The following is a 22,020-nucleotide window of genomic DNA, read 5'->3' as shown; positions in this document are numbered from 1 at the left end:
TGCGTGTGCGGCGCGCCGCTAGAGCCGGACCTCCTCCAGAGTGCTCAGCGGCACCCAGCGGTCGCGGTCCGCGAGGGCTCCGACGGGGACGAGCACGTCCGCGTCGACCAGCGGACCGAGGTCGATCCCGGTGAGCACCTCGACGTCCACGACCGGGACCTGGAACGTGCGATAGGGAGCAAGGTCGGGCACCTCCAGCTGCAGGCCTCGCACGAACGGCGTCTGGTCCAGCACGAACGCGGCCGCGCGCAGCTCTCCGGACGACGCCCACGCCGCGACCTTCCAGAACATCCGCGGGATCTGGACGCCCCGGTAGACCGGGTCGTCGTCGGCGAGGACCGGACCCGTGAACACCGACACCCGGTGCCCGTGCGTCCGGGCGTACTCGAGCACATGGTCCTCGAGGCCCACCCAGAGCAGCTCGCCCTGGTTGAACGCGGACGCCTGCGGGGCAGCGTTCGGATAGGCGAACGTCTCGAAGTTGGCCCGCCGCGCCGTGACGAGGTCGCCCCAGACGGGGTCCCGACGGCGCACCAGGTGCCCGCGGTCGAGGTCGTTGCGCGCGTACAGCTCCGGACCTGCCTGCTCGTCCGCCGGCACGCGCGGGTCGAGGTGCCAGTCGTCGCCGCGCTCCAGGTTCACCAGCTGCGCACCGTCGATGTTCACCGCGGTCGCCGCGGCCAGCCGCCGCGCAGGGTCGAGCAGCACGGTGAAGTGCGTCGACGGCAGGTCGCGGACGGTCTGCGCGGGCACCGGGAGCGGTACCGCCGGGCCGAGGAAGAGCGTGTCGTATCCGCCCACTGTGTCGCTCATAGGGTGCTCACATGCGGACCGTACCGACCACCTCCGACCTCCTGCTGCGCGATGCCCGCCTGGTGGACGGCGACGCCCTCGTGGACGTCCTCCTGCGCGACGGCCGGGTCGCTGCGGTCGGGCCGGCCCTGTCGGTCGACGCCCCGCAGGTGGCGCTCGACGGCCGCTGGGTCATGCCCGGCCTCTGGGACGCGCACGTGCACCTGACCCAGTGGGCGCTGGCCCGGCGCCGGCTGGACGTCTCCGGGGCGACGTCCGCCGCGCACGCCGTCGCGCTCGTCGCCGCGGCGCCGCCGCCGCCGAGCACGGCCCTCGTCGGCTTCGGGTTCCGCGACGGGCTCTGGCCCGACGAGCCGACGGCCGCGCTGCTCGACGCCGCCGTCGGGGACCGGCCCGTCGTCCTCGTCTCCGGCGACCTGCACTGCGCGTGGGTCTCGACGGCCGGGCTGCGGTTCCTCGGCGTCGGCGCGCACCCCACCGGCCTGCTCCGGGAGTCCGAGTGGTTGCCGCTGCAAGGGGTCGTCGACCACGTCCCCGAGGACGTCGCCGACGCGCTCGTCGACGACGCCTCCGCAGCCGCTGCCGCCCGCGGCGTCGTCGGCGTGGTCGACCTGGAGATCGCCGACAACGTCGCCGTCTGGCGTCGGCGGACCGCCGTCCGACCCGCCCGGCTACGGGTGCGCGCGGGCGTGTGGGAGGAGTTCCTCGACCGGGTCGTCCGCGAGGACCTGCACACCGGCGACGTCATCGGCGGGCTCGTCACGCAGGGGCCGCTGAAGGTCATCACCGACGGCTCGCTCAACACCCGCACGGCGTACTGCCACGACCCGTACGCGGGCCTGACCGGCCCGAACGCCCGCGGCGTCCTCGCGGTACCCCCGTCCCGGCTGGCACCTCTCATGGCGCACGCCACCCGCCACGGCCTGCGCTGCGCGATCCACGCGATCGGTGACGCCGCGAACGCGCTCGCGCTCGACGCCTTCGCCGCGTCGGGAGCCGCCGGGTCGGTCGAGCACGCGCAGCTGGTGTCCTGGGCGGACGTCGAGCGGTTCGCGTCACTGGGCGTCGTCGCGAGCGTGCAGCCCGAGCACGCCATGGACGACCGCGACGTCGCCGACCGCTACTGGCCCGGGCGCACCGACCGCGCGTTCGCGTTCGGGTCCCTGCACCGCGCCGGTGTCCGGCTCGCGCTCGGGTCCGACGCACCCGTCGCGCCCCTCGACCCGTGGGTCGCCGTCGACGCCGCGGTCAGCCGGTCCCGCGACGGGCGTCCGGCCTGGCACCCCGAGCAGGCGATCGACCGTCGGGTCGCGCTGGAGTCCTCCGTCGACGACCGCGGGCTGACAGTGCAGGTCGGGGCGCCCGCGGACCTCGTCGTCCTCGACGCCGACCCGCTCACCGCCCCGCTGCGGGGGATGCCGGTCGCGGGCACGCTGGTCGGCGGCGACTGGACGCACCGGACGTTCTGACCCGTCGGCGATGCCGACGGCGCCGTCCGTCTCCGGTCGGGCGCGCGCCTCGCCGAGCCGCACGCGACGTCGGGTCGGGTGTCGTCGGCGAGGATGAGCCGCATGCGTGCCGTCGTGATCTCCGAGTTCGGCGTCCTACCCAGCGTGCGCGATGTTCCCGCACCGCGCTGTCCCGACGACGGAGTCGTCCTGCGCGTCACCGCCACGGGCGTCTGCCGCTCCGACTGGCACGGCTGGCAGGGGCACGACGACGACATCACGCTGCCGCACGTGCCCGGGCACGAGCTGGCGGGGGTCGTCGTCGAGGTCGGTCCCGAGGTCCGCTCGTGGGCGATCGGCGACGAGGTCACCGTGCCGTTCGTGTGCGCTTGCGGCACCTGTGCCGCCTGCCTCGCGGGGGAGCAGCAGGTGTGCGAGCGGCAGCGCCAGCCGGGGTTCACCGACGACGGCTCGTTCGCCGAGCTCGTGGCCCTGCACCACGCGGACGTCAACCTGGTCCGACTCCCGCCGGGCATGTCCGCAGTCACGGCAGCGGGTCTGGGCTGCCGGTTCGCGACCGCCTACCGGGCCGTGACGGTCCACGGGCGGGTCCGCGCGGGGGACTGGGTCGCGGTGCACGGCTGCGGAGGTGTCGGGCTGTCGGCTGTCATGGTCGCCGTCGCCGCCGGTGCCCAGGTCGTCGCGGTCGACGTGTCGCCGGTTGCCCGCGAGGCGGCACGCGCGATGGGGGCCGCGGTCGTCCTGGACGGCACCGGCGACGTCGCCGAGCAGGTCCACCGGGCGACCGGCGGGGGTGCGGCCGTCTCGCTCGACGCCCTGGGCAGCCGCGCGACCGCGACCGCGTCGGTCCTGTCGCTGCGCCGCCGCGGCCGGCACGTGCAGGTCGGCCTCCTGCTCGGTACCGACACCGCGCCGCCCCTGCCCATGGGGCGCGTGATCGGGTGGGAGCTCGAGCTCTACGGCAGCCACGGCATGGCCGCCGACGAGTACCCCGCGATGCTCGCGCGCATCGCGTCCGGCGAGCTCGACCCGTCGCGCCTCGTCGGGCGCACGGTCGGCCTCGACGAGGCACCGGCGGCGCTCGCGGCCCTGGGCGACGGCTCGGGTGGCCCGGGGATGACTGTCGTCGTCCCCTGAGCCCCGACCTCAGACGGCCTCGGCCTCCACCTGTTCGCTCCGGCCCGTCTCTGCCGCCGCGTCCGCCGACCGCCGTCGCGCCGCCCCCCACTGCGTCAGGCCGACACCGGCGAGCACGATCGCGCCACCCACCGGCTCGTACCAGTGCAGGCCCTCGTGCAGGACGAGGACGCCGAGGGTCGTCGAGACCAGCGGGATCACGTAGGTGACGCTCGCCGTGACGGTGGCGCCGGCGATCGCCAGGACGCGCCAGAACAGCACGTACGCGAGCCCGGTCCCGCCGAGGCCGAGCGCGAGCAGGGCGAGGGCGGGTGCCGGCGCGATCGGACCCGTGAGCGGCGTGGACGCGGCGAACGGCAGGATCACCAGGGCGCCGACGGCCAGCTGCACGGCCGGCAGGGCGACGTTCGAGAGGCCGGTGCTGGTCAGCCGGCGGCGGCTCCACGCGTTCCCGAGGCCGTAGCAGAACGTGGCGCCCAGCAGCATCAGGCCGCCGACCAGGTCGATCGCGCCGGAGTTCCAGATCCCCAGCAGCACGGCGATGCCACCGAAGCCGAGCACGAGCCCGCCGACCTGCACGCGGTCCGGGCGTTCGCTGGGCAGCAGGAGCGCGACGAACACGGCCGTGAACAGGGGAGTCGTCGCGTTCACGAGGCCCGCGAGGACCGAGGTGACCCGCTGCTCGGCGAGTGCGAAGAGCACGAACGGGATCGCCGTCATGACCGCGCCGACCATCACGAAGTCGCCGATCCTTCGTCGCTCGACCCGGACACGCTCCCGGCGGACGAGCAGGATCACCGCGAGCAGCGCGAACCCGATGGCGATCCGGCCGAACGCCACCTGGGTCGGCGCGAACGTCTGCAGTGCCAGGGCGATGAACAGGAAGCTGCATCCCCACAGCACCGCGAGCAGGAGGTATGGGCCGAGCCAGCCGCGGGTCGAGGGTGCCTGAGAGCTCACCGGCGCATCATGCCCCTGACCACCGACACGGACCGCACCCGGCGCCCACGTGCGGGCCGGAAACCGCCACGAACCAGCGCGCGGCGGACGGACCCTTGCTGCCATAGGTCGTCACGCGATATATATCGTCCGTGGGATTCCGGATGAGCGAGCAGGCGTACTACGTGCTGCTGTCCCTGGCCGAGGAGCCCCGCCACGGCTACGGCGTCGTCGAGGCCGTCAAGGCCCTGTCCGACGACCGCGTCCGGCTCGGCGCCGGCACGCTCTACGGCATCCTCGACCGCCTGGTGGAGGCGGGCTACGCGGAGGCGTCGGGCGAGGTCGTCGTCGACGGCCGCCTGCGTCGCTACTACCGGCTCACGCGCGACGGCATGGCGGCCCTCGCCGCCGAGACCGCCCGCCTGACGGACCTCGCCCTCCTCGCGCGACGCGTGCTCGCCGCTCGCCCGACGTCGCGTCCCGCCCTCGGGTCGGCCTGATGAGCGGCCTGGACCGCTCCGCCGCGTTCTGGCTGCGAGCCTTCCCGAGGCGCTGGCGGGCGGAGCGCACCGCCGAGGTCGCCGAGGTCCTGGCCGACCTCGCTCCCGTCGGTGCGACGCGGCTCGACCTGCGCACCGCCACGGGGCTGGTGCGCGCCCGCTGGGCCGTGCGATGGCGGCAGCGCCCGCCGGTCGGCGCGTTCCTGCGCTACCGCCTGCTCGGCCGGCGTCCGTCGCGCGCCTACGACGGATGGCTTCGGGACGATCTCGAGGGCGCGCTGTACCCGTGGCGGTACGCCCTGCTGCTCGACGTCGTGCTCGGACCGCTGTTCCTGCCCCTGTTCCTCCTTCTCGACCTCCCGCTGGTGCCGAGTGCGGTGGCGGTGGCGGCCGGCACCGTCGTCGCCGTGGTGGACCGCGCACGCGGGCGGGCGGGCGCGATCGAGACCCTGTTCGGCTCACCCCGGGAGATCGGCCCGATGCGCCCGTACCGGCCCCTGGACCGATGACCGACCGGCTCGAGCGGTCCGCCGCCTTCTGGCTGCGCGCCTACCCCCCGACCTGGCGGGCGCAGCGTGCCGACGAGGTCACCGCCGTCCTGGTCGACCTCGCGCCCGACGGTGCCCGCCGCCTGGACGTCCGCACCGCGCTCGGCCTGCTGCGTGGCGGCGTGGCGACGCGGTGGCGCCAGACCCCGCCCCCGCACGTCTACCTGGCCTACCGGCTGTTCGACGTGCGCGTGCCGACGCCGTACCGCGAGTGGGTGCGCCAGGACATCACCGGACCGGGGAGCCTGCGTCGCAACCTGATGGGTCGGCTGTGGCTGCTCGCCTTCCCCCTGTGGAACGGGGTGGCGGCCGGGTTCCCCACGGCGACCCTGGTGTGGTGGGCGACCCTGGCCGTGGTGCTCACGGCCACCCTGCTGCTCGTCCGTCCCGATGCCGCCGTCCGCCGCAGGCTGCAACGCCACGCGCGACGCCGGACCCGCCGCGAGCCGCACGCCGTCGGTGGGTTCGTCTGGGTCCGACAGCCGCGGGAGCGGACCATGGCCGAGCCCGGCGCCCGGGTGCTCGTGGTCCTCCTGGCCGCCGGTGCGCTGGCGTGGTCGGCGGCAGCGGTCCTCGCGCCGACCCGGCTGGGCACGGCGTCGTGCGGTGCCGGCTGCGTCGAGACCGTGACGGTGCCGCGGGACGCGCAGCTGCTGATCACCGCCCCGCTGACGGCCGCCGCGGTCGTCGGGCTCGTCGTCGGGATCGCCGTCGCGCGCCGGTTCCGACGGCTGCTCGCGGTGGCACCCGACCAGCCTGCACGCCGGCTCGTCGGCACCGCACCGCACGCCGGTGTCGCCGTGGCGCTCTGGACCGGCCTGATCGTCGCGGCCGCGCTCGCCGAGGCGACCGGGGTCTGGGCGCTGTCGCTCTCCGCCGTCGCCGCCCCCGTCTGCCTGTTCCTCCTCCCGACCGTGTTCGCGGCGTGGCGGCACGCGCGCGTGACCGACGGCCTCGCGTTCGTCGACCTGCGGCACGTGGCCTGGACCAACCGCCCCGTCGAGGTCGAGCGGTACGACACCGACCTCGTCCCTGACCTCACCCCCGCCGTCGCCCTGGAGAGCCGATGACCGTCGACCCCCGCTTCGAGCGGTCCGTCCACCGATGGCTGCGGGCGTACCCGCGTCGCTGGCGGCTGCGGCGGGGCGACGAGCTGGTCGCGCTGCTCGCCGACCTTGCGGCGCCGGGTGCGACGCGCGTCGACGCGCGGACGGCTGCGGGACTGGTCCGGGCGGGGTGGGCGACCCGCGCACGGACCCGCCCGCCGCTGCGGCACGTGCTCGCGTACCGGCTGTTCGACCGGCGCGTCCCCGCCCGGTACCGCGGGTGGGTCCGCGACGACCTCGAGGGGGCGTCGGCGCCGCTGCGGATGCTGGGCAACCTGGTCGTCCTGTTCGTCGCGGTCTCAGTGCTGCTCCCGCTGGTGACCGGTGACCGGCCGCACATGCCGTCGTGGACCGCCGTGGTGCTGGCCCTGGGGATGTCGGTCGGAGTACTTTCCCGCGGCCGCTGGCAGCTGCAGAAGCAGGCGCGGAAGCACCTGGTTGCCGATGCGGGTGAGGAGCTCACCGCCGACACCTTCCTGTTCGGGTGGGTGATGCGCGACCGGCTGACCGTACGCGGGTCCGCAGGGATGCTGGCGGTCGCCGTCGGGGTCGTCGGGCTGGGGGCCGTGACGGCCTGCCTGACTGCGCCGACCAGGCTCGCTACGGCGGCGTGCGGCGACGCCTGCGTCGAGACGGTCACCGCCGCGCGCTCCGGCACCTCGCCCGTGCTGCTGGTGGCGCTCGCAGGGGCGCTCGCGTCGGGTGTTCTCGGCTCCCCGCTCGCCCGTCGCCGTCTGCGACAGCTGGTGCCCGTCCGGCCCGCCCAGCCGTCGCGACGCCTCGTCCGGCCGATCCCACGACACCGCATGCTCGTCGCCGTGCTGAGCGGCTGCTTCCTCGGTCTCGCGTGGGTGGAGGGTTCCGGCCGTGCGGACCTGTTCTTCTCCGTCGGGGTCGCGGTGGGCGCGCTCCTGGCACTGCCGGCGCTGCTGGTGGTCTGGCTGACGTCGCGGTCGGGTCCGGCCGACCTGGCCCTCGTCGACGCCCTGCGGATCGCGTTCCGGGGTCGGCCGCCGGGCGTCGACACCGTCCAGGAGGGCCTCGTCCCCGCGCTGGTCTCCACCGACTGAGCACGTGCGCGGCGGCCCCCGAACCACTCGCTAGAATCGCCGCGACCCCCCACCGCCGCGCGAACACCTGGAGCCCTTTCGTGGGACGAGTCGTCGTCGATGTCATGCCGAAGCCCGAGATCCTCGACCCGCAGGGCAAGGCCGTCGCCGGCGCCCTGCCGCGGCTCGGGTTCGGGCAGTTCGCGTCCGTCCGTCAGGGCAAGCGGTTCGAGCTCGAGGTCGACGGGCCGGTGACCGAGGAGATCCTCGCCGCGGCCCGCGAGGCCGGTGAGCACGTGCTGTCCAACCCGGTGATCGAGGACGTCGTCGCGGTCTACGAGGACACCCAGGCATGACCCGGGTCGGCGTCGTCACCTTCCCCGGCACGCTGGACGACCGCGACGCGGCTCGCGCGGTCCGCCTCGCGGGCGCCGAGGCCGTCTCCCTGTGGCACGGCGACGCCGACCTGCACGGGGTCGACGCGGTCGTCCTGCCCGGCGGCTTCTCGTACGGCGACTACCTGCGCGCCGGTGCGATCAGCCGGTTCGCGCCGGTCATGGGCGAGATCGTCGACGCCGCGCACAAAGGCCTGCCGGTCCTCGGCATCTGCAACGGCTTCCAGGTCCTCACCGAGGCGCACCTGCTGCCGGGGTCGATGATCAAGAACGACCACCTGCACTTCGTGTGCCGCGAGCAGGTCCTCTCGGTCGACAACGTCGACACGGCCTGGACCCGTGACTACACGGCGGGGGAGCACATCACGATCCCGCTGAAGAACCAGGACGGCCAGTACGTCGCCGACGAGCACACGCTCGACGAGCTGGAGGGCGAGGGCCGCGTGGTCTTCCGCTACCAGGGCTGGAACCCGAACGGGTCGCGCCGCAGCATCGCCGGCATCTCGAACGCGGCGGGCAACGTCGTCGGTCTCATGCCGCACCCCGAGCACGCGGTCGAGCCGGGCTTCGGGCCGGACGGCGTCCAGGGTCCGCGGACCGGTACCGACGGGCTGCGCTTCTTCACGTCGGTCCTCAAGGCACTCGTCGGCTGAGCGTTGAGCACCACCATCACGCTCGTCGACTGGGACGACCCGGACGCGCTCCGGTTGCGCACCGCCCAGCAGGCCGAGCTCCTCGCCCTGTACGGCGAGGAGGACATCGGCCACGAGATGACCGGCGAGAGCATCGTCGCGATGCTCCTCGTGCGGGTGGACGGCGAGCCGGTGGCGTGCGGGGCGATCCGTGACGCGTCCGACGAGCTGGGCGACGGCGTCGGCGAGCTCAAGCGCATGTTCGTCGTGCCGGCCCACCGGGGTCGTGGCCACTCCCGCGCGGTGGTGCGTGAGCTCGAGCAGGTGGCGCAGGACAAGGGCTTCCGCCGGCTCGTCCTGGAGACAGGGGTGCTGCAGGCGTCCGCGATCGGCCTGTACCTGAGCGAGGGGTACCGCTCGATCCCGAACTTCGGCGAGTACGCGGTCGAGGCCGAGTCCCGCTGCTTCGCCAAGGACCTCGGACCGTCGACGCCCCGCCCCCCGCGCACCGGCGAGCGCCCGACGGTCACGATCACCCGCACCCACTGGTCCGACCCGGTGGCCACCGCGCTGCGGTTCGCGATGTGGCTCGACATCGAGGTGCGCTACCCGGAGATCGCCGCGAGCACCCCGGGCGGCTTCGAGGCGGACGACCCGCAGCAGGGCGTCGGTGCCCTGACCACGGTCGTCGCGTGGGTCGACGGCAACCCCGTCGGCTGCGCAACCCTGCGTGCCGCACGGGACGGCTACCCCGCGGGGTCGGTCGAGCTGAAGAAGGTGTGGGTCGACGAGTCCGCGCGCGGCTCCGGTGCGGCCCGTGCCCTGCTCGCCGCCGTCGAGGACGACGCACGCGAGCGCGGACTGACCAGCGTGGTCCTGCAGACCGGGATCCGGCAGCCCGAGGCGGTCACTCTCTACCTGTCGGCCGGCTACCGCCCGGTGGTGCCCTTCTTCGACTTCACCGGCGACTTCCTGTCGCTCTGGATGGCCAAGGACGTCTGAGCGCGCGTCCGCGCCACCTCCGCGAACCGCATCCACTCATCTTCCTGCGACGCCGGCAGCGCATGCAGCATCGAGGCATCGTGCCTACCGTGGCCGGGCGCCGCGGTCAGCAGCCCCGTGAGCGCGCTGGTCGAGGAGGACGCATGACGCACGACGACGACGTCGCCACGGTGGCTGGTCTGATCAAGGACGCGAAGATCGCGATGCTCACGACGGTGGGTGCGGACGGCTCGCTCGTGAGCCGGCCGATGGGTGTGCAGGACGTGGACTTCGACGGGGACCTGTGGTTCTTCGCCGACGCCGACAGCCACAAGGTGCACGAGATCGAGGCGGGCAGCCCCGCGAACGCGGCGTTCGCCGACTCGACGGCATGGGTCTCGGTGTCGGGATCGGCCGAGGTGGTCCGCGACGTCGCCAGGAACCGCGAGCTCTGGGGCGTGACCGCCGAGGCGTGGTTCCCCGACGGGCCGGAGACTCCCGGACTGGTCCTCGTCGTGCTGCACGGGCAGACGGCCGAGTACTGGCACGCCAAGGGCGGCCGCCTGACGACGGCGTTCAGCCTGGTCAAGGCCAAGGTCACCGGCGAGCGCTACGACGGCGGCGAGAACGAGACGGTGCGGCTCTAGCCCGCGAGCGTCCCGAGGGCCTGCGCGAGGTCGTCGATCAGGTCGGCGGGGTCCTCGAGCCCGACGGAGAGCCGCACGGTCGACTCGGCGATGCCGACCGCCGCACGGCCCTCGGGACCGAGCTTGCGGTGCGTCGTCGTCGCGGGGTGCGTGACGAGCGACTTGGCGTCGCCGAGGTTGTTGGAGATGTCGACGACCCGCAGCGCGTCCAGGAACCCGAACGCGACCTTCTTGGTCACGTCGGGGGTCGCCCCCTCGGGCACCGCCAGGTTGAACGTGACGACGGTCCCGCCGCCGGACTGCTGCGTGAGCGCGAGTGCGTGCTGCGGGTGCGACGGCAGGTACGGGTAGCGGACGAGCGAGACGCCGGGCTGCTGCTCGATCCACGTCGCGACCCGCAGGGCCGACGCGGTCTGGTGACGCACGCGCAGCGACAGCGTCTCCAGGCCCTTGAGCAGAACCCACGCGTTGAACGCCGACAGCGACGGGCCGGTGTTGCGGATCAGCGTCTGCACGGGACCGCGGATGTACTCCTCCGTGCCGAGGATCGCGCCGCCGAGCACGCGGCCCTGCCCGTCGATGTGCTTGGTCGCGGAGTACACGACGACGTCGGCACCGAAGTCGAGCGGCCGGGACAGCACGGGGGTGGCGAAGACGTTGTCGACGATGACCGTGGCCCCGGCGGCGTGCGCGAGCCGGGTGACCGCCGCGATGTCCACCAGGTCCTGCATCGGGTTGGACGGCGTCTCGAAGAACACGACGTCGGCCGGCGTGGACAGCGCGGCCTCCCACTGGTCCAGCTCGTGGCCGTCGACGTAGTCGGTGCGCACGCCCCACTTGGCCAGGATCTCCTCGAAGATCACGACGGTGGACCCGAACAGCGCACGGGCGGACACGATCCGGGAGCCTGACTCGACCAGGGCGGCGATCGCGGTGAACACCGCGGACATGCCCGACGCGGTGGCGACGGCCGCCTCGGCGCCCTCGAGCAGCCGCAGCCGCTCCTCGAACGTGGACACCGTGGGGTTGTTGTACCGGGAGTACAGGAACCGGTCGGTGTCACCGGCGAACGCGGCCTCGGCCTCGGCGGCGCCGCCGTACACGAACCCCTGCGTGAGGAACAGCGCCTCGGACGTCTCCTGGAACTGGCTGCGGACCAGGCCGCCGCGCACCGCGAGGGTGTCGGGGCGCAGGTCGGTGCGGGGGGTGCGCCGGTCGTCCCAGTCGTTCGGACCGGGGACGCGGCCGGCGCTCACGCCTGCCGCCAGGGCAGACCCGCGGCGCGCCAGCCGGAGTGCCCGCGGTGGCCGTCGGGGCCGACGTCACCCTCGAAGCCCTCGAGCACGTTGTACGCGGGGCCGAGGCCTGCCGCGGTCGCCGCCTGCGCGGCCGCGATCGAGCGCACGCCGGAGCGGCACAGGAACACGACGGGCCGACCGGCCGTGACGCCCGCCTCGGTGAGCTGCTTGAGGAACTGCGGGTTCGGCCGTCCGGACGGGTAGGACACCCACTCGACCAGGGCCGCGCGGCCGTCGAGCGGGGCGGAGTCGGGGATGCCGACGTAGCGCCACTCGGCGTCGGTCCGGACGTCGACGAGCACGGCGCTCTGGTCGGACGTCAGGAGGTCCCAGGCCTGCTGGGGGGTCAGGTCGCCGGCGTAGCTCATACGGGCCTCGTCTCGTGGGTGGTGGCGGAGGGCAGGACGACGGCCTGCGCGACGATCACGTGCTCGCCGTCGAACGTCGCGGCAGGGCTGCCGTAGAGCGCGTAGCCCTCGTCGAGCGCGGCGGTGACGCGGTCGCAGAACGCGGCGTCGTCGGGGCCGGTGAGCAGCCGGTAGCGCCTGCGTTCGATCGGTACGGCCGTCATGTCGCCTCCATCGGTCCTGGCGGTAGCACCCTCGGCCGGGCACAGGTGCCCGCGGGTTGCTGCGGCGTCGTCGAGCCAGATCTCTCAGCCGCTCTGGATGGTGCGGCGATGCTACGCGCGGCGGCGCCCGCGCTCCAAGTGGTGGACAAGGCGTCCCGTCAGGCGAGACGGTTCGCGTGCCGCGTTGACAGGTCCTGGGACGTGCCGGGACCCTCGTCACAGGTCATGAGCGCCAGCGTCAAGCCCCGGCTCGCTGGCCGGCAACCCTCCTCCGCGGTGGGGTGCCCCGGGTGACGACCTGGCCGCGCCCCGCCCGGGTCGTGGCAAGCGCGGGGTTCCACCGCTGTCGGTGTCCCCCCGGAACGTGTCGGAGGACCATCATGACCGTCATCGCCGAGCGCCTCTCGTGTGCCTCCGTCGACGAGGTGGGCGCCCTGCTCCCGGTCGTCGGCGGCACCACCACCGTCCCGCTGGTCGACGGCACGCAGCGCGTCTACGCCAACCTCGACTACGCCGCCAGCGCCCCGGCGCTCGAGGCCGTCGCCGCCCGCGTGACCGAGGTGCTGCCGCTGTACGCGTCGGTGCACCGCGGCGCGGGGTACCTGTCGCAGGTGTCGACGGCCCTGTACGAGTCGGCCCGCCAGACCGTCGCGCGGTTCGTCGACGCACGTCCCGACGACGTCGCGATCATCACGCGCAACACCACCGACTCGCTCAACCTCCTGGCGGGGGTCGTCCCCGACGGCGGTCGGGTCCTCGTCCTGGACGTCGAGCACCACGCCAACCTGCTGCCCTGGGTCCAGTCGAGCGATCGCCGCGGCAACCGCACGACGATCCTGCCGATCCGGGGCACCGTCGCCGAGACCCTCGACGCGCTGCGCGACGAGCTCGCCCGCCAGCCGTACGCGCTGGTCACGATCACGGGCGCGTCCAACGTGACAGGGGAGGCGCTGCCGATCGACCGGGTCGTCGCGCTCGCGCACGCCGAGGGCGCCCGGGTGGCCGTCGACGGCGCGCAGCTGGTCCCGCACCGCGGCTTCTCCCTGACGGACACGGACGCCGACTACGTCGCGTTCTCGGGCCACAAGACGTACGCACCGTTCGGTGCGGGGGCCCTCGTCGGTCGTCGGGACTGGCTCGACACGGGCACGCCGTACCTCGCAGGGGGAGGTGCGGTGCGCGACGTGCGCGCCGACCGGACCGTCTGGCAGCCCGCCCCGGCGCGCCACGAGGCCGGGTCGCCCAACGTGATCGGCGCCATCGCGCTCGCGGAGGCGTGCGACCAGCTCGCCGCGCTCCCGGCGGGTGCCCTGGCCGCCCACGAGGAGGCCCTGCGCGAGCGGCTGGTCTCCGGGCTGTCGGGGATCGACGGCGTCGAGATCGCGCGCATCTGGCCGGACTCGGAGGCGCCCGTCGGCGTGCTCACGTTCACGGTGCCCGACCACGACCCCGGCCTGGTCGCGGCGTACCTCGCGGCCGAGCACGGCATCGGCGTCCGCGACGGTCGCTTCTGCGCGCACCCGCTCCTCGCGCACCTGGGCGCGTCCGGCGGTGCGATCCGCGCGTCGGTCGGCGTCGGCACGACGAGCGAGGCGGTCGACCGCCTGGTCGTCGCCCTCACGCAGTACCTGTCGACCGGCCCCGCTGTCCGCTACGAGGTCGTCGACGGCTGCTGGGCGGTCGTCGAGGACACCCGCCCCCTCCTCGCGGTCCACGGCCTGAACCACCTGGCAGCCACCGCCGCCGCAGCCTGCGGCCCGGCCCTGGACGACTGACGCACCAGCCGCAGGCACGCCGCTCCACCCCAACGCCCGCGCGGTCGAGCACGCGAGCCCGCAGTCTCACCCCGAGCCCGACCGCAACCCACCGAACTCGTCAGTTCGCGCCGAACTCGTCGCTTGCAACCGACGAGTTCGGCTGGGACTGACGAGTTCGGTGAAGCGGTCGGGGATCGGTCTCGGGGTGCATCCCGCGGGCCGGTTCCGGACGAAGGGGACACAGGGCGTCCTCCTGGGCGTCCGCGCGGCGCGGCGCAGGGGTGTCCGCCGCGGCCCGTCGTCCGTAGGAGCCCACCATGAGGATCCGCCGCACGCTCTCCGCCCTCGTCGCCACCGGTCTGCTCGCCGGCGCAGGACTCGCGCTCGCCCCGTCGGCCACCGCCGCTCCGCCGACGGGGACGTCGAGCCTGGCCGCCCTGCTCGCCTCGGACGGCGACACGTTCGACCGCAGCTGGCGCGACTTCGACATCCTCGACCAGGCCGTCGGCGCGGTCCTCGCGGCAAAGCCCGGCAGCCCCGTCGCGGTCCTCGCGGACGGCACGGTCCCGCTCACGGCGTTCGTGCCGAACGACCGCGCGTTCCAGCTGCTCGCCAAGGACCTGACGCACCGCTGGTACGGCAGCGAGCAGGAGGTCCTCACGGCGCTCGCGGGGGCGGTCGGCATCGACGCGATCGAGCAGGTCCTGCTCTACCACGTGGTCCCGGGCGCGACGATCGACTCCGGTACGGCGCTGGCCAGCGACAACGCGGTGCTCACCACCGCCCAGGGCGGCACGATCACCGTCGACGTCCTCTCCAAGCGCTGGGGCGTCGTGCAGCTGCGCGACCAGGACCGCAACGACCTCAACCCGTTCCTGGTCCCCGGCAAGCTCGACCTCAACAAGGGCAACGTGCAGATCGCGCACGCGATCACGTTCGTCCTGCGGCCCGCGGACCTCTGAGCACCGGAGGGTCGGGTCGTGCCAGCATCGCAGGATGCTGCACGACCTGACCCTCGACGGCCACGGCACCCGCCTGGTCCCGCTGGCCGACGAGCACGCCGGGCCGCTCTCCGCGTTCGTCGACGACCGCCTCTGGGCGGGCATGTCCTCCCCGACCCCGGACTCCCCGGAGGTCATGAGGGTCGAGATCCGAGCCGCCCAGCAGGCACCGAGCCGGCTAGCGTTCGCGGTCCTCGACGACGCGACGGGCGAGGTCCGGGGCTCCACGTCGTTCTACGACTGGGACCCGCGCATCGGCCGCGTCGAGATCGGCTACACCTACTACGACCCGCGCTGGTGGGGCACGACGAACAACCCCGCGTGCAAGCTGCTGATGCTCACGCACGCATTCGAGACGTGGGGCTGTGCGCGGGTCGCGTTCCGGGCCGATGCGCGCAACGCCCGCTCCATCGCGGCGATCCGACGCCTCGGCGCCGTCCCGGAGGGCGTCCTGCGCAGCCACCGGCTGGCACCCGACGGCACGCGCGGGGACAGCGCCTACTTCTCGATCCTGACCGACGAGTGGCCCGCGGTCCGCGACGGCCTGGAGGCCCGGCTCAGCGCAGCGGGGTGACGGACCCGGTCAGGTGCGGCTTGCCGGAGCGGGCGTCCCAGCCGGCGAACGCGAACCCTTCCGACGAGCGCGCGATCCGCACGGTGACCGTCCCCGGCAGCAGCACCGGCTTCACGAACTCGGCAGCCCACTCGAACGCGTCCCCGCGCCCGGCGCCCACGTCGGCGAGCGCGCGCGACGCGGTGTACATGCCGTGCGCGATGGCCCGCGGGAACCCGAGGGCCTTGGCCGAGAGCGCGGACAGGTGGATCGGGTTCCGGTCGCCGGACACCGCGGCGTACCGCCGTCCGACGTCGCCGTCGAGCTTCCAGCGGCCGGTGGGCGTGGGCGGGACGAAGGTCTCCGAGGGCTCCGTGACGGTCCCCGCGAGGAACACCCCGCGTGCGAGGTACGTCGACACCCCGCGCCACGCGACCGACCCGTCGACGGACACCTCGGTCACCAGGTCCACCTGCGTGCCGGACCGGTGCGGCCGCAGGTCGGTGGCCGTGGCGCGCACGTCGAGGACGTCCCCGAGCCGCAGCGGCCGCAGCTGGGTCACGCGGTTGGCCAGGTGGACGAGGCCGACGAGCGGCAGTGGGAAGTCGCTGCGGACCATGAGCGCGGTCGCGACGGGGAACGCCAGGACGTGCACGAACCCGGCGGGCAGCTCGTCGGACCCGGACTCCCCGAGCAGGTGCTGGTAGTCCGTCAGGTGCTCCGACGACGACTGCACCCCGCGCACCACGTACTCCACGTCGGGAAGCGCCGACGGCCCGGGCCGCATGCGCCGCGCTAGCGACAGCCCGGCTCCGCGTGCGTACAGCCCGCCGAGCGAGGGAACCTCGGGCAGGAGGACCGTCGTTGTCGCCCCACCAGGAGTCACTGGCCCACCAGGTTCTGCCCGCACACCCGCAGCACCCGTCCGACGACACCACCGGCGGCGGGGGAGGCCAGGAACGCCACGGTCTCGGCGACGTCCACGGGCTGCCCGCCCTGCTGCAGGGAGTTCAGTCGACGGGCCACCTGCCGCGTGACGGCGGGGATGCGCGCGGTCATCTCGGTCTCGATGAACCCGGGTGCGACCGCGTTGGCGGTCCCGCCGAACGCCTCGAGCAGCGGCGCGGTCGCGCGGACCATGCCGATGACTCCGCCCTTGGACGCGGCGTAGTTGGTCTGGCCGCGGTTGCCGGCGATGCCCGACGTCGACGCGAGCGACACGATCCGCGGCGCGTCGGTGAAGTCGCCGGAGGTCAGCAGCGCCTCGTTGATGCGCAGCTGCGACGCGATGTTCACGGCGAGCACGGAGTCCCAGGTGTCGGGGGCCATGTTGGCCAGGAGCTTGTCGCGCGTGATCCCGGCGTTGTGCACGACGATGTCGAGCCGGCCGTGCCGCTGGAGCGCGTGCTCGAGGATGCGGGCTCCGGCGTCGTCGGCGGTGACGTCCAGCTGCAGCGCGGTCCCGTGCACCCGGTTGGCGACGGTCACCAGCTGCTCGCCGGCGGCCGGGATGTCGACGGCGACGACGGTGGCGCCGTCGCGGGCCAGGGTGTCGGCGATCGAGGCGCCGATGCCGCGAGCGGCACCGGTGACGACGGCGACGCGACCCGCCAGCGGCGCGGACCAGTCCTCGGGCAGCGTGCCGGCGGCGGAGTCGACGGCCAGCAGCTGCCCGTCGACGAACGCGGACTTCGTCGACAGGAAGAACCGCAGCGCACCGACGACGGACGGCGCCGTGACGGGGACGTCGGCGGCCAGCACGACGCCGTTGCCGGTCGAGCCGCCGCGCAGCTCCTTGGCCAGCGACCGCAGCAGCCCGTCGACGCCCTGCCGGGCGGCGGCGACCGCGGGGGCGTCGTCGGCCCGTGAGGCACGGGAGACGGTGACGACGCGGGCGCCCTTCGGCAGCGACTTGAGGACGGCGCCGGCGGCCAGCACTGGCTCCGCCAGCTGGTCGGGGTGCGTCAGCTCGGTGAGCGCGAGGACGACCGCGGAGTACCGCGTGCCCGGCGTCGCGTGCCGGTGCACGTCCAGGTCCCAGTCGGCGGACAGGTACCCGGCGAGCGCGTCGGACTCCGATCCGCGTCCGAGCACCAGGACGGCGCCCTGGAGGAGCGGCTGCCCGGGCTCGTAGCGGCGCAGGGGCGCCGGCTGCGGCAGCCCGAGCTGCTTCGCGACCTTCTTGGTGAAGCCGGTGTTGACCAGGTTCAGGTAGGTGTCGCTCATGGTCAGGCCGCCTCGAGGATCGCGGTGAGGCCCAGCCCGCCGGCTGCGCACACGGACACGAGCGCGCGCACCGGCGCGCCGGTGGCCTCCTTGCGGCGGTGCAGCTCCTTGCTGACCGTCGCGATGATCCGCCCGCCGGTCGCGGCGAACGGGTGGCCCGCGGCCAGCGACGAGCCGTGCACGTTCAACCGGGCACGGTCGACCGTGCCGAACGCGCCGTCGAGCCCGAGCCGGGTACGCCCGAACTCCTCGGACTCCCACGCGGCCAGCGTCGTCAGCACGGTCGCGGCGAACGCCTCGTGGATCTCGACCAGGTCGACGTCGGCCAGCGTCAGCCCGTTGCGGGCGAGCAGGCGCGGCACGGCGAACGCGGGGGCCATCAGCAGGCCGTCGTCGCCGTGCACGAAGTCGACCGCGCCGGCCTCGGCGTCGACCACGGAGGCGAGCGGGACCAGGTCGTGCGCGGCGGCCCAGTCGGCGGACCCGAGCAGCACCGTCGAGGCGCCGTCGGACAGCGGCGTGGAGTTGCCGGCCGTCATCGTCGCGGGCGTGTCCAGGCCGAGCCCGAAGGCCGGCTTGAGCTTGGCCAGCTTCTCCAGCGAGGAGTCGGCGCGCAGGTTGGCGTCGCGCGTCAGGCCCCGGAACGGGGTGACCAGGTCGTCGAAGAACCCGGAGTCGTACGCGGCGGCGAGGCGCTGGTGGCTGGCCAGCGCGATCTCGTCCTGCGCGGCCTGCGTGATCTCCCACTGCGCCGTGGTCAGCGCCTGGTGCTCGCCCATCGACAGGTGCGTGCGGGGCTCGCCGGTGTTCGGGGCGACGGGCGCGAGGTCCTTGGGGCGGATCTTCGAGACCGCGGCGAGCTTCTGCCCGACGGTCTTGGCGCGGGACAGGTCGAGCAGCGCGCGGCGCAGGCGGTTGCTGACCGCGATGGGGGCGTCCGACGTGGAGTCGACGCCGCCGGCGATCGCGGACTCGAGCTGGCCGAGGCGGATCTTGTTGCTGAGCGAGACGACGGTCTCGAGGCCGGTCGCGCAGGCCTGCTGCACGTCGTACGCGGGGGTCTCGGCCGAGAGCGCCGACCCGAGGACGGCCTCGCGGGTGAGGTTGAAGTCCTTGCTGTGCTTGAGCACGGCGCCCGCGGCGACCTCGCCGATGCGCTCGCCCTGCAGGCCGTACCGGGCGACGAGCCCGTCGATCGCGGCGGTGAGCATGTCCTGGTTGCTGGCCCGGACGTAGGGGCCGCCGGCGCGGGCGAAGGGGATCCGGTTGCCGCCGAGCACGTAGGCCCTGCGGACCTCGGGAGTGGGGGTGGTGGGGCGTGCCATGGGGCGCGTTCCTCTCGCTTCGTCGCTGAGCGGTGCCGAGCGCGGAGGCTCGATGATGATGACGTGGTGTCCGAAACCCACAGTACCTGATACCTTCGGTCTCGTGAGCCCTGTCACACCGGGCCAGTCGAAGGCGACGGCCCTCACGCTGCTGAACACCGAGGCCGGTCGTGCGCGACCGGCCCTTCCGACGCCCCCCGCGACCAGACGTCCTGCTGAGGACGCCTTCGCCGCCGACGGCCGGTCGACCCGCTGGGCCGACCACCGCGAGGCCCGCCGCGCGGAGCTGGTGCGCATCGCGCGCCGGACGGTCCACCACAAGGGCCCCGACGTGTCGATGGAGGAGATCGCGGCCGCCGCGGGCACCTCCAAGTCGATCGTCTACCGGTACTTCGCGGACAAGACCGGCCTGCAGATCGCCGTCGCCGAGGCCGTCGTGCTGCAGATCCAGGGGGCGCTCGAGGGCGTCCTGCGGATCGCGCCGACCCCCCGCGACGGGTTGCGGGCGATGGTCGCGGTGTACCTCGAGATGATCGAGTCGTCGCCCAACGTCTACGCGTTCGTGACGCGCAACGGCTCGGTGGAGTCGGGTGGCCCGCTCGGGCACTTCCTCGACTCGGTCACCGCGCTCGTCGCCGCACCGTTCGCCCGGGGACTGACGGAGGAGCACGACGGTCGGCGGACGGCACGCCGGCCGGAAGCCTCGGAAGAGGACGACAGCGCACTCGCCGCCCGCGTCGCGCTGGCCGAGTCCTGGGCCGCCGGTGCCGTCGGCTTCGTCCGCGGCTCCGGCGAGTGGTGGCTGGCCCACCGCGACGAGCCAGCCAGCCCGGACCGCGAAGAGCTCACCGCCCAGGTCGCCGCATGGCTCTGGGCCGGACCCGTCGGGCTCCTGGCCCGTGACCGCAACCGCACGTCTCCCGAGGAGTCCCGATGACGACCACCACCAACCCGCGCCTCACCGTCGACGCGCCCGAGGCGGGCGACCCCCGCCTCGACGCCGACGTCACCAACGTCGACATCGCGCACCTGCAGCAGGTCCTGCTGGGCCACTACCCGGAGCTCCGGCTCGCCGCGCGCAAGCTGATGGCCGACGAGCGGTTCCACCGGATCGAGGGCCAGTCCCTGGCCGACCACCGCGAGCGCGTCCTCGGCCAGCTCCGCCTGCTCGCCGCCGAGGGTGACGTTCACCGCTCGTTCCCGGAGCGCTTCGGCGGTGCGGAGGACCACGGCGGCTTCCTCGCCCGGTTCGAGGAGCTCACCCACGCGGACCCGTCGCTGCAGATCAAGTCGGGTGTGCAGTGGGGGCTGTTCGCGTCCGCGATCTACCACCTGGGCACCGAGCGCAACCACGACGAGTTCCTGGCCGACGCGCTGTCGGTCAAGGTCCCGGGCGCGTTCGCGATGACGGAGACGGGCCACGGCTCGGACGTCGCCGCCATCGGCACGACCGCGACGTACGACCCGGCGACGCAGGAGTTCGTCATCCACACGCCGTTCCGTGCGGCGTGGAAGGACTACCTCGGGAACGCCGGGGTGCACGGCACCGCGGCCACCGTGTTCGCGCGGCTGATCACCGCGGGGACCGACCACGGGGTGCACGCGTTCTACGTCCCGATCCGCGACGAGGCCACGATGGAGTTCCTGCCCGGCGTCGGCGGTGAGGACGACGGGCTCAAGGGCGGCCTGAACGGCATCGACAACGGCCGGCTCTGGTTCGACCAGGTCCGCGTCCCGCGCACGAACCTGCTGAACCGTTACGGCGACGTGGACGAGGACGGCACCTACTCGTCGCCCATCGCGAGCCCGGGTCGCCGGTTCTTCACGATGCTGGGCACGCTCGTGCAGGGTCGCGTCTCGCTCGACGGCGCCGCGGTCACGGCCGCCCGCATCGGTCTGACCATCGCGATCACGTACGGCAACCAGCGCCGCCAGTTCAACGGCGCGTCGCCCACCGACGAGGTCGTCATCCTCGACTACGCCGAGCACCAGCGCCGCCTGCTCCCGCTGCTCGCCGAGACGTACGCCGCCGGGTTCGCGCACGAGGACCTGCTCGCCGCGTTCGACGACGTGTTCTCGGGCCGCAACGACACCCCGGAGACGCGCGAGGACCTGGAGACGCTCGCCGCGGCGCTCAAGCCGGCGTCGACGTGGCATGCGCTGAACACGCTCCAGGTCGCCCGCGAGGCGTGCGGCGGGGCCGGGTTCCTCGCGGAGAACCGGATCACCGGGCTGCGCGCCGACATGGACGTGTACGCGACGTTCGAGGGCGACAACACGGTCCTGCTGCAGCTCGTCGGGAAGCGTCTGCTCACCGACTACGCGAAGAGCTTCAAGCACCTCGACGCGACGAAGGTCGCCCGCATGGTGGCCGAGCGCGCGTCCGACGCCGCCCGGTTCCGCACACCTCTGCACCGTGCCGTGCAGACCATCGCCGACGTCGGCGACCCGCGCCGCTCGGCCGGTCAGCTCCGCGAGACGGCCACCCAGCGCGAGCTGCTGGTGGACCGCGTCGAGACGATGGTCGCCGAGGTCGCCCAGGGGCTGCGCCCGGCGCAGAAGGCCGACCCCGCGACCGCCGCGGCACTGTTCAACGCCCACCAGCACGAGCTCATCGCGGCGGCCCGCGCGCACGCCGAGCTGGTGCAGTGGGAGTCGTTCACGGCCGCGCTGGAGCGCGTCACCGACCCCGGCACCCGCCAGATCCTCACGTGGGTCCGGGACCTGTTCGGGCTCACGGTCATCGAGCGGAACCTCACCTGGTACCTGCTGAACGGCCGGCTGTCCGCCGGGCGCGCCCGCACCGTGACGTCGTACATCGACCGGCTGCTGGCGCGGCTGCGCCCGCACGCGCAGTCGCTCGTCGACGCGTTCGGCTACGAGCAGGCGCACCTGCGGGCACCCATCGCGTCGGGAGCCGAGCAGGCCCGGCAGGACGAGGCGCGCGCCTACTACCGGGCGCAGCGCGCCTCGGGCGACGCCCCCGTCTCGGAGAAGCACAAGCGCTGACCCGCAGACCGCGCGCCGATCCGGCGCGCTGACCCGCCGCCACACCCCCCGGGCGGTGGGTGCT

At 73.9% G+C, this 22,020-nt stretch carries 22 protein-coding genes, 1 pseudogene and 2 riboswitches; of the genes and pseudogenes, 15 read left to right on the top strand and 8 right to left on the bottom strand.

Annotation, left to right across the window (positions count from 1 at the left end; genetic code table 11):
• Nucleotides 1–18: 18 nt before the first annotated feature.
• Complete coding sequence (locus ASF78_RS18870) at nt 19–813, bottom strand: DNA/RNA non-specific endonuclease (protein WP_200940660.1); 795 nt, start codon at nt 811–813, stop codon at nt 19–21.
• An 11-nt stretch (nt 814–824) separates the two neighbouring features.
• Between ASF78_RS18870 and ASF78_RS18865 the strand changes: the two genes are divergently transcribed.
• Both ASF78_RS18865 and ASF78_RS18860 read left to right on the top strand, forming a co-directional pair.
• The gene (locus tag ASF78_RS18865; RefSeq protein WP_056593207.1) at nt 825–2,282 is read left to right on the top strand and encodes an amidohydrolase; all 1,458 of its coding nucleotides are present in this window, start codon (nt 825–827) and stop codon (nt 2,280–2,282) included.
• A gap of 102 nt (nt 2,283–2,384) precedes the next feature.
• On the top strand, nt 2,385–3,419 hold the full coding sequence (locus ASF78_RS18860) for an alcohol dehydrogenase catalytic domain-containing protein (RefSeq protein WP_056593205.1): 1,035 nt from the start codon (nt 2,385–2,387) through the stop codon (nt 3,417–3,419).
• A gap of 9 nt (nt 3,420–3,428) precedes the next feature.
• Here ASF78_RS18860 and ASF78_RS18855 read toward each other — a convergent pair whose 3' ends face one another.
• The gene (locus ASF78_RS18855) at nt 3,429–4,379 is read right to left on the bottom strand and encodes a DMT family transporter (protein WP_056593204.1); all 951 of its coding nucleotides are present in this window, start codon (nt 4,377–4,379) and stop codon (nt 3,429–3,431) included.
• Nucleotides 4,380–4,522: 143 nt separating this feature from the next.
• On the opposite strand from ASF78_RS18855, the gene ASF78_RS18850 reads away from it, so the two are divergent.
• The 8 genes from ASF78_RS18850 (at nt 4,523) to ASF78_RS18815 (ending at nt 10,216) form a co-directional block, all read left to right on the top strand.
• Nucleotides 4,523–4,858: a PadR family transcriptional regulator gene (locus ASF78_RS18850; RefSeq protein WP_056593202.1), complete on the top strand. Its 336-nt coding sequence runs from the start codon at nt 4,523–4,525 to the stop codon at nt 4,856–4,858.
• On the top strand, nt 4,858–5,367 hold the full coding sequence (locus ASF78_RS18845; RefSeq protein ID WP_056593200.1) for a hypothetical protein: 510 nt from the start codon (nt 4,858–4,860) through the stop codon (nt 5,365–5,367). The genes ASF78_RS18850 and ASF78_RS18845 overlap by 1 nt, the downstream gene beginning before the upstream one ends.
• On the top strand, nt 5,364–6,476 hold the full coding sequence (locus ASF78_RS18840; RefSeq protein WP_056593197.1) for a hypothetical protein: 1,113 nt from the start codon (nt 5,364–5,366) through the stop codon (nt 6,474–6,476). Before ASF78_RS18845 ends, ASF78_RS18840 begins: the two co-directional genes overlap by 4 nt.
• Entirely contained in the window at nt 6,473–7,582 is a 1,110-nt protein-coding gene (locus ASF78_RS18835; RefSeq protein WP_056593194.1) for a hypothetical protein, read from the top strand. The genes ASF78_RS18840 and ASF78_RS18835 overlap by 4 nt, the downstream gene beginning before the upstream one ends.
• An 80-nt stretch (nt 7,583–7,662) precedes the next feature.
• A complete protein-coding gene (gene purS, locus ASF78_RS18830) occupies nt 7,663–7,917 on the top strand; it encodes a phosphoribosylformylglycinamidine synthase subunit PurS (RefSeq protein ID WP_056593189.1) in 255 nt (84 codons plus the stop codon).
• Entirely contained in the window at nt 7,914–8,609 is a 696-nt protein-coding gene (gene purQ / locus ASF78_RS18825) for a phosphoribosylformylglycinamidine synthase subunit PurQ (RefSeq protein ID WP_056593186.1), read from the top strand. Before purS ends, purQ begins: the two co-directional genes overlap by 4 nt.
• A gap of 3 nt (nt 8,610–8,612) precedes the next feature.
• Nucleotides 8,613–9,590, top strand: a complete 978-nt coding sequence (locus tag ASF78_RS18820; protein WP_056593184.1) for a GNAT family N-acetyltransferase — start codon at nt 8,613–8,615, stop codon at nt 9,588–9,590.
• Nucleotides 9,591–9,733: 143 nt separating this feature from the next.
• Nucleotides 9,734–10,216 (top strand): pyridoxamine 5'-phosphate oxidase family protein, encoded by a 483-nt coding sequence (locus ASF78_RS18815; protein ID WP_056593180.1) that lies wholly within the window; start codon nt 9,734–9,736, stop codon nt 10,214–10,216.
• Here ASF78_RS18815 and ASF78_RS18810 read toward each other — a convergent pair.
• The 3 genes and pseudogenes from ASF78_RS18810 to ASF78_RS18800 all read right to left on the bottom strand — a co-directional run.
• Nucleotides 10,213–11,472: an O-succinylhomoserine sulfhydrylase gene (locus ASF78_RS18810; protein WP_056593177.1), complete on the bottom strand. Its 1,260-nt coding sequence runs from the start codon at nt 11,470–11,472 to the stop codon at nt 10,213–10,215. The two genes, ASF78_RS18815 and ASF78_RS18810, sit on opposite strands and share 4 nt — an antisense overlap.
• Complete coding sequence (locus ASF78_RS18805) at nt 11,469–11,882, bottom strand: rhodanese-like domain-containing protein (protein ID WP_056593176.1); 414 nt, start codon at nt 11,880–11,882, stop codon at nt 11,469–11,471. Before ASF78_RS18805 ends, ASF78_RS18810 begins: the two co-directional genes overlap by 4 nt.
• 23 nt (nt 11,883–11,905) lie before the next feature.
• Nucleotides 11,906–12,085, bottom strand: a pseudogene (locus ASF78_RS18800) (DUF1737 domain-containing protein); the annotation flags it as partial.
• A 4-nt stretch (nt 12,086–12,089) separates the two neighbouring features.
• Nucleotides 12,090–12,189: riboswitch (SAM riboswitch) on the bottom strand.
• 117 nt (nt 12,190–12,306) lie between these two features.
• Nucleotides 12,307–12,421: riboswitch (SAM riboswitch) on the top strand.
• Nucleotides 12,422–12,465: 44 nt separating this feature from the next.
• Here ASF78_RS18800 and ASF78_RS18795 point away from each other — a divergent pair.
• The 3 genes from ASF78_RS18795 to ASF78_RS18785 all read left to right on the top strand — a co-directional run bounded on the left by ASF78_RS18795 (nt 12,466) and on the right by ASF78_RS18785 (nt 15,417).
• Nucleotides 12,466–13,860: an aminotransferase class V-fold PLP-dependent enzyme gene (locus ASF78_RS18795; protein ID WP_056593170.1), complete on the top strand. Its 1,395-nt coding sequence runs from the start codon at nt 12,466–12,468 to the stop codon at nt 13,858–13,860.
• A gap of 299 nt (nt 13,861–14,159) precedes the next feature.
• Nucleotides 14,160–14,804: a fasciclin domain-containing protein gene (locus ASF78_RS18790; RefSeq protein WP_056593168.1), complete on the top strand. Its 645-nt coding sequence runs from the start codon at nt 14,160–14,162 to the stop codon at nt 14,802–14,804.
• 34 nt (nt 14,805–14,838) lie between these two features.
• Nucleotides 14,839–15,417, top strand: a complete 579-nt coding sequence (locus ASF78_RS18785) for a GNAT family N-acetyltransferase (RefSeq protein WP_056593164.1) — start codon at nt 14,839–14,841, stop codon at nt 15,415–15,417.
• On the opposite strand, the gene ASF78_RS18780 is transcribed toward ASF78_RS18785, so the two are convergent.
• Genes ASF78_RS18780 through ASF78_RS18770 form a run of 3 tightly spaced genes read right to left on the bottom strand, consistent with a single transcriptional unit; the run spans nt 15,401 to nt 18,947 of the window.
• Entirely contained in the window at nt 15,401–16,282 is an 882-nt protein-coding gene (locus ASF78_RS18780; protein WP_056593161.1) for a MaoC/PaaZ C-terminal domain-containing protein, read from the bottom strand. The two genes, ASF78_RS18785 and ASF78_RS18780, sit on opposite strands and share 17 nt — an antisense overlap.
• Nucleotides 16,279–17,622: a 3-oxoacyl-ACP reductase gene (locus ASF78_RS18775; RefSeq protein ID WP_056593159.1), complete on the bottom strand. Its 1,344-nt coding sequence runs from the start codon at nt 17,620–17,622 to the stop codon at nt 16,279–16,281. The genes ASF78_RS18780 and ASF78_RS18775 overlap by 4 nt, the downstream gene beginning before the upstream one ends.
• 2 nt (nt 17,623–17,624) lie before the next feature.
• Nucleotides 17,625–18,947, bottom strand: coding sequence for an acetyl-CoA C-acetyltransferase (locus tag ASF78_RS18770; protein WP_056593157.1), 1,323 nt, complete (start codon nt 18,945–18,947; stop codon nt 17,625–17,627).
• Nucleotides 18,948–19,050: 103 nt separating this feature from the next.
• On the opposite strand from ASF78_RS18770, the gene ASF78_RS18765 reads away from it, so the two are divergent.
• Together ASF78_RS18765 and ASF78_RS18760 are read left to right on the top strand one after the other, a co-directional pair.
• The gene (locus ASF78_RS18765) at nt 19,051–19,884 is read left to right on the top strand and encodes a TetR/AcrR family transcriptional regulator (RefSeq protein WP_056593154.1); all 834 of its coding nucleotides are present in this window, start codon (nt 19,051–19,053) and stop codon (nt 19,882–19,884) included.
• Nucleotides 19,881–21,956: an acyl-CoA dehydrogenase gene (locus ASF78_RS18760; RefSeq protein ID WP_056593152.1), complete on the top strand. Its 2,076-nt coding sequence runs from the start codon at nt 19,881–19,883 to the stop codon at nt 21,954–21,956. The genes ASF78_RS18765 and ASF78_RS18760 overlap by 4 nt, the downstream gene beginning before the upstream one ends.
• Nucleotides 21,957–22,020 lie beyond the last annotated feature (64 nt).

The sequence above is a fragment of the Cellulomonas sp. Leaf334 genome (assembly GCF_001424195.1).
Lineage (GTDB): Bacteria > Actinomycetota > Actinomycetes > Actinomycetales > Cellulomonadaceae > Cellulomonas.
This window is presented reverse-complemented; position numbering and strand designations above follow the sequence as displayed.

Bases quoted from the DNA above. Each gene is read 5' to 3' on its own strand.
- ASF78_RS18870 (WP_200940660.1), bottom strand. From the start codon at position 813: ATGAGCGACACAGTGGGCGGATACGACACGCTCTTCCTCGGCCCGGCG.
- ASF78_RS18865 (WP_056593207.1), top strand. From the start codon at position 825: ATGCGGACCGTACCGACCACCTCCGACCTCCTGCTGCGCGATGCCCGC.
- ASF78_RS18860 (WP_056593205.1), top strand. From the start codon at position 2,385: ATGCGTGCCGTCGTGATCTCCGAGTTCGGCGTCCTACCCAGCGTGCGC.
- ASF78_RS18850 (WP_056593202.1), top strand. From the start codon at position 4,523: ATGAGCGAGCAGGCGTACTACGTGCTGCTGTCCCTGGCCGAGGAGCCC.
- ASF78_RS18845 (WP_056593200.1), top strand. From the start codon at position 4,858: ATGAGCGGCCTGGACCGCTCCGCCGCGTTCTGGCTGCGAGCCTTCCCG.
- ASF78_RS18840 (WP_056593197.1), top strand. From the start codon at position 5,364: ATGACCGACCGGCTCGAGCGGTCCGCCGCCTTCTGGCTGCGCGCCTAC.
- ASF78_RS18835 (WP_056593194.1), top strand. From the start codon at position 6,473: ATGACCGTCGACCCCCGCTTCGAGCGGTCCGTCCACCGATGGCTGCGG.
- purQ (WP_056593186.1), top strand. From the start codon at position 7,914: ATGACCCGGGTCGGCGTCGTCACCTTCCCCGGCACGCTGGACGACCGC.
- ASF78_RS18815 (WP_056593180.1), top strand. From the start codon at position 9,734: ATGACGCACGACGACGACGTCGCCACGGTGGCTGGTCTGATCAAGGAC.
- ASF78_RS18805 (WP_056593176.1), bottom strand. From the start codon at position 11,882: ATGAGCTACGCCGGCGACCTGACCCCCCAGCAGGCCTGGGACCTCCTG.
- ASF78_RS18795 (WP_056593170.1), top strand. From the start codon at position 12,466: ATGACCGTCATCGCCGAGCGCCTCTCGTGTGCCTCCGTCGACGAGGTG.
- ASF78_RS18790 (WP_056593168.1), top strand. From the start codon at position 14,160: ATGAGGATCCGCCGCACGCTCTCCGCCCTCGTCGCCACCGGTCTGCTC.
- ASF78_RS18785 (WP_056593164.1), top strand. From the start codon at position 14,839: ATGCTGCACGACCTGACCCTCGACGGCCACGGCACCCGCCTGGTCCCG.
- ASF78_RS18775 (WP_056593159.1), bottom strand. From the start codon at position 17,622: ATGAGCGACACCTACCTGAACCTGGTCAACACCGGCTTCACCAAGAAG.
- ASF78_RS18770 (WP_056593157.1), bottom strand. From the start codon at position 18,947: ATGGCACGCCCCACCACCCCCACTCCCGAGGTCCGCAGGGCCTACGTG.
- ASF78_RS18760 (WP_056593152.1), top strand. From the start codon at position 19,881: ATGACGACCACCACCAACCCGCGCCTCACCGTCGACGCGCCCGAGGCG.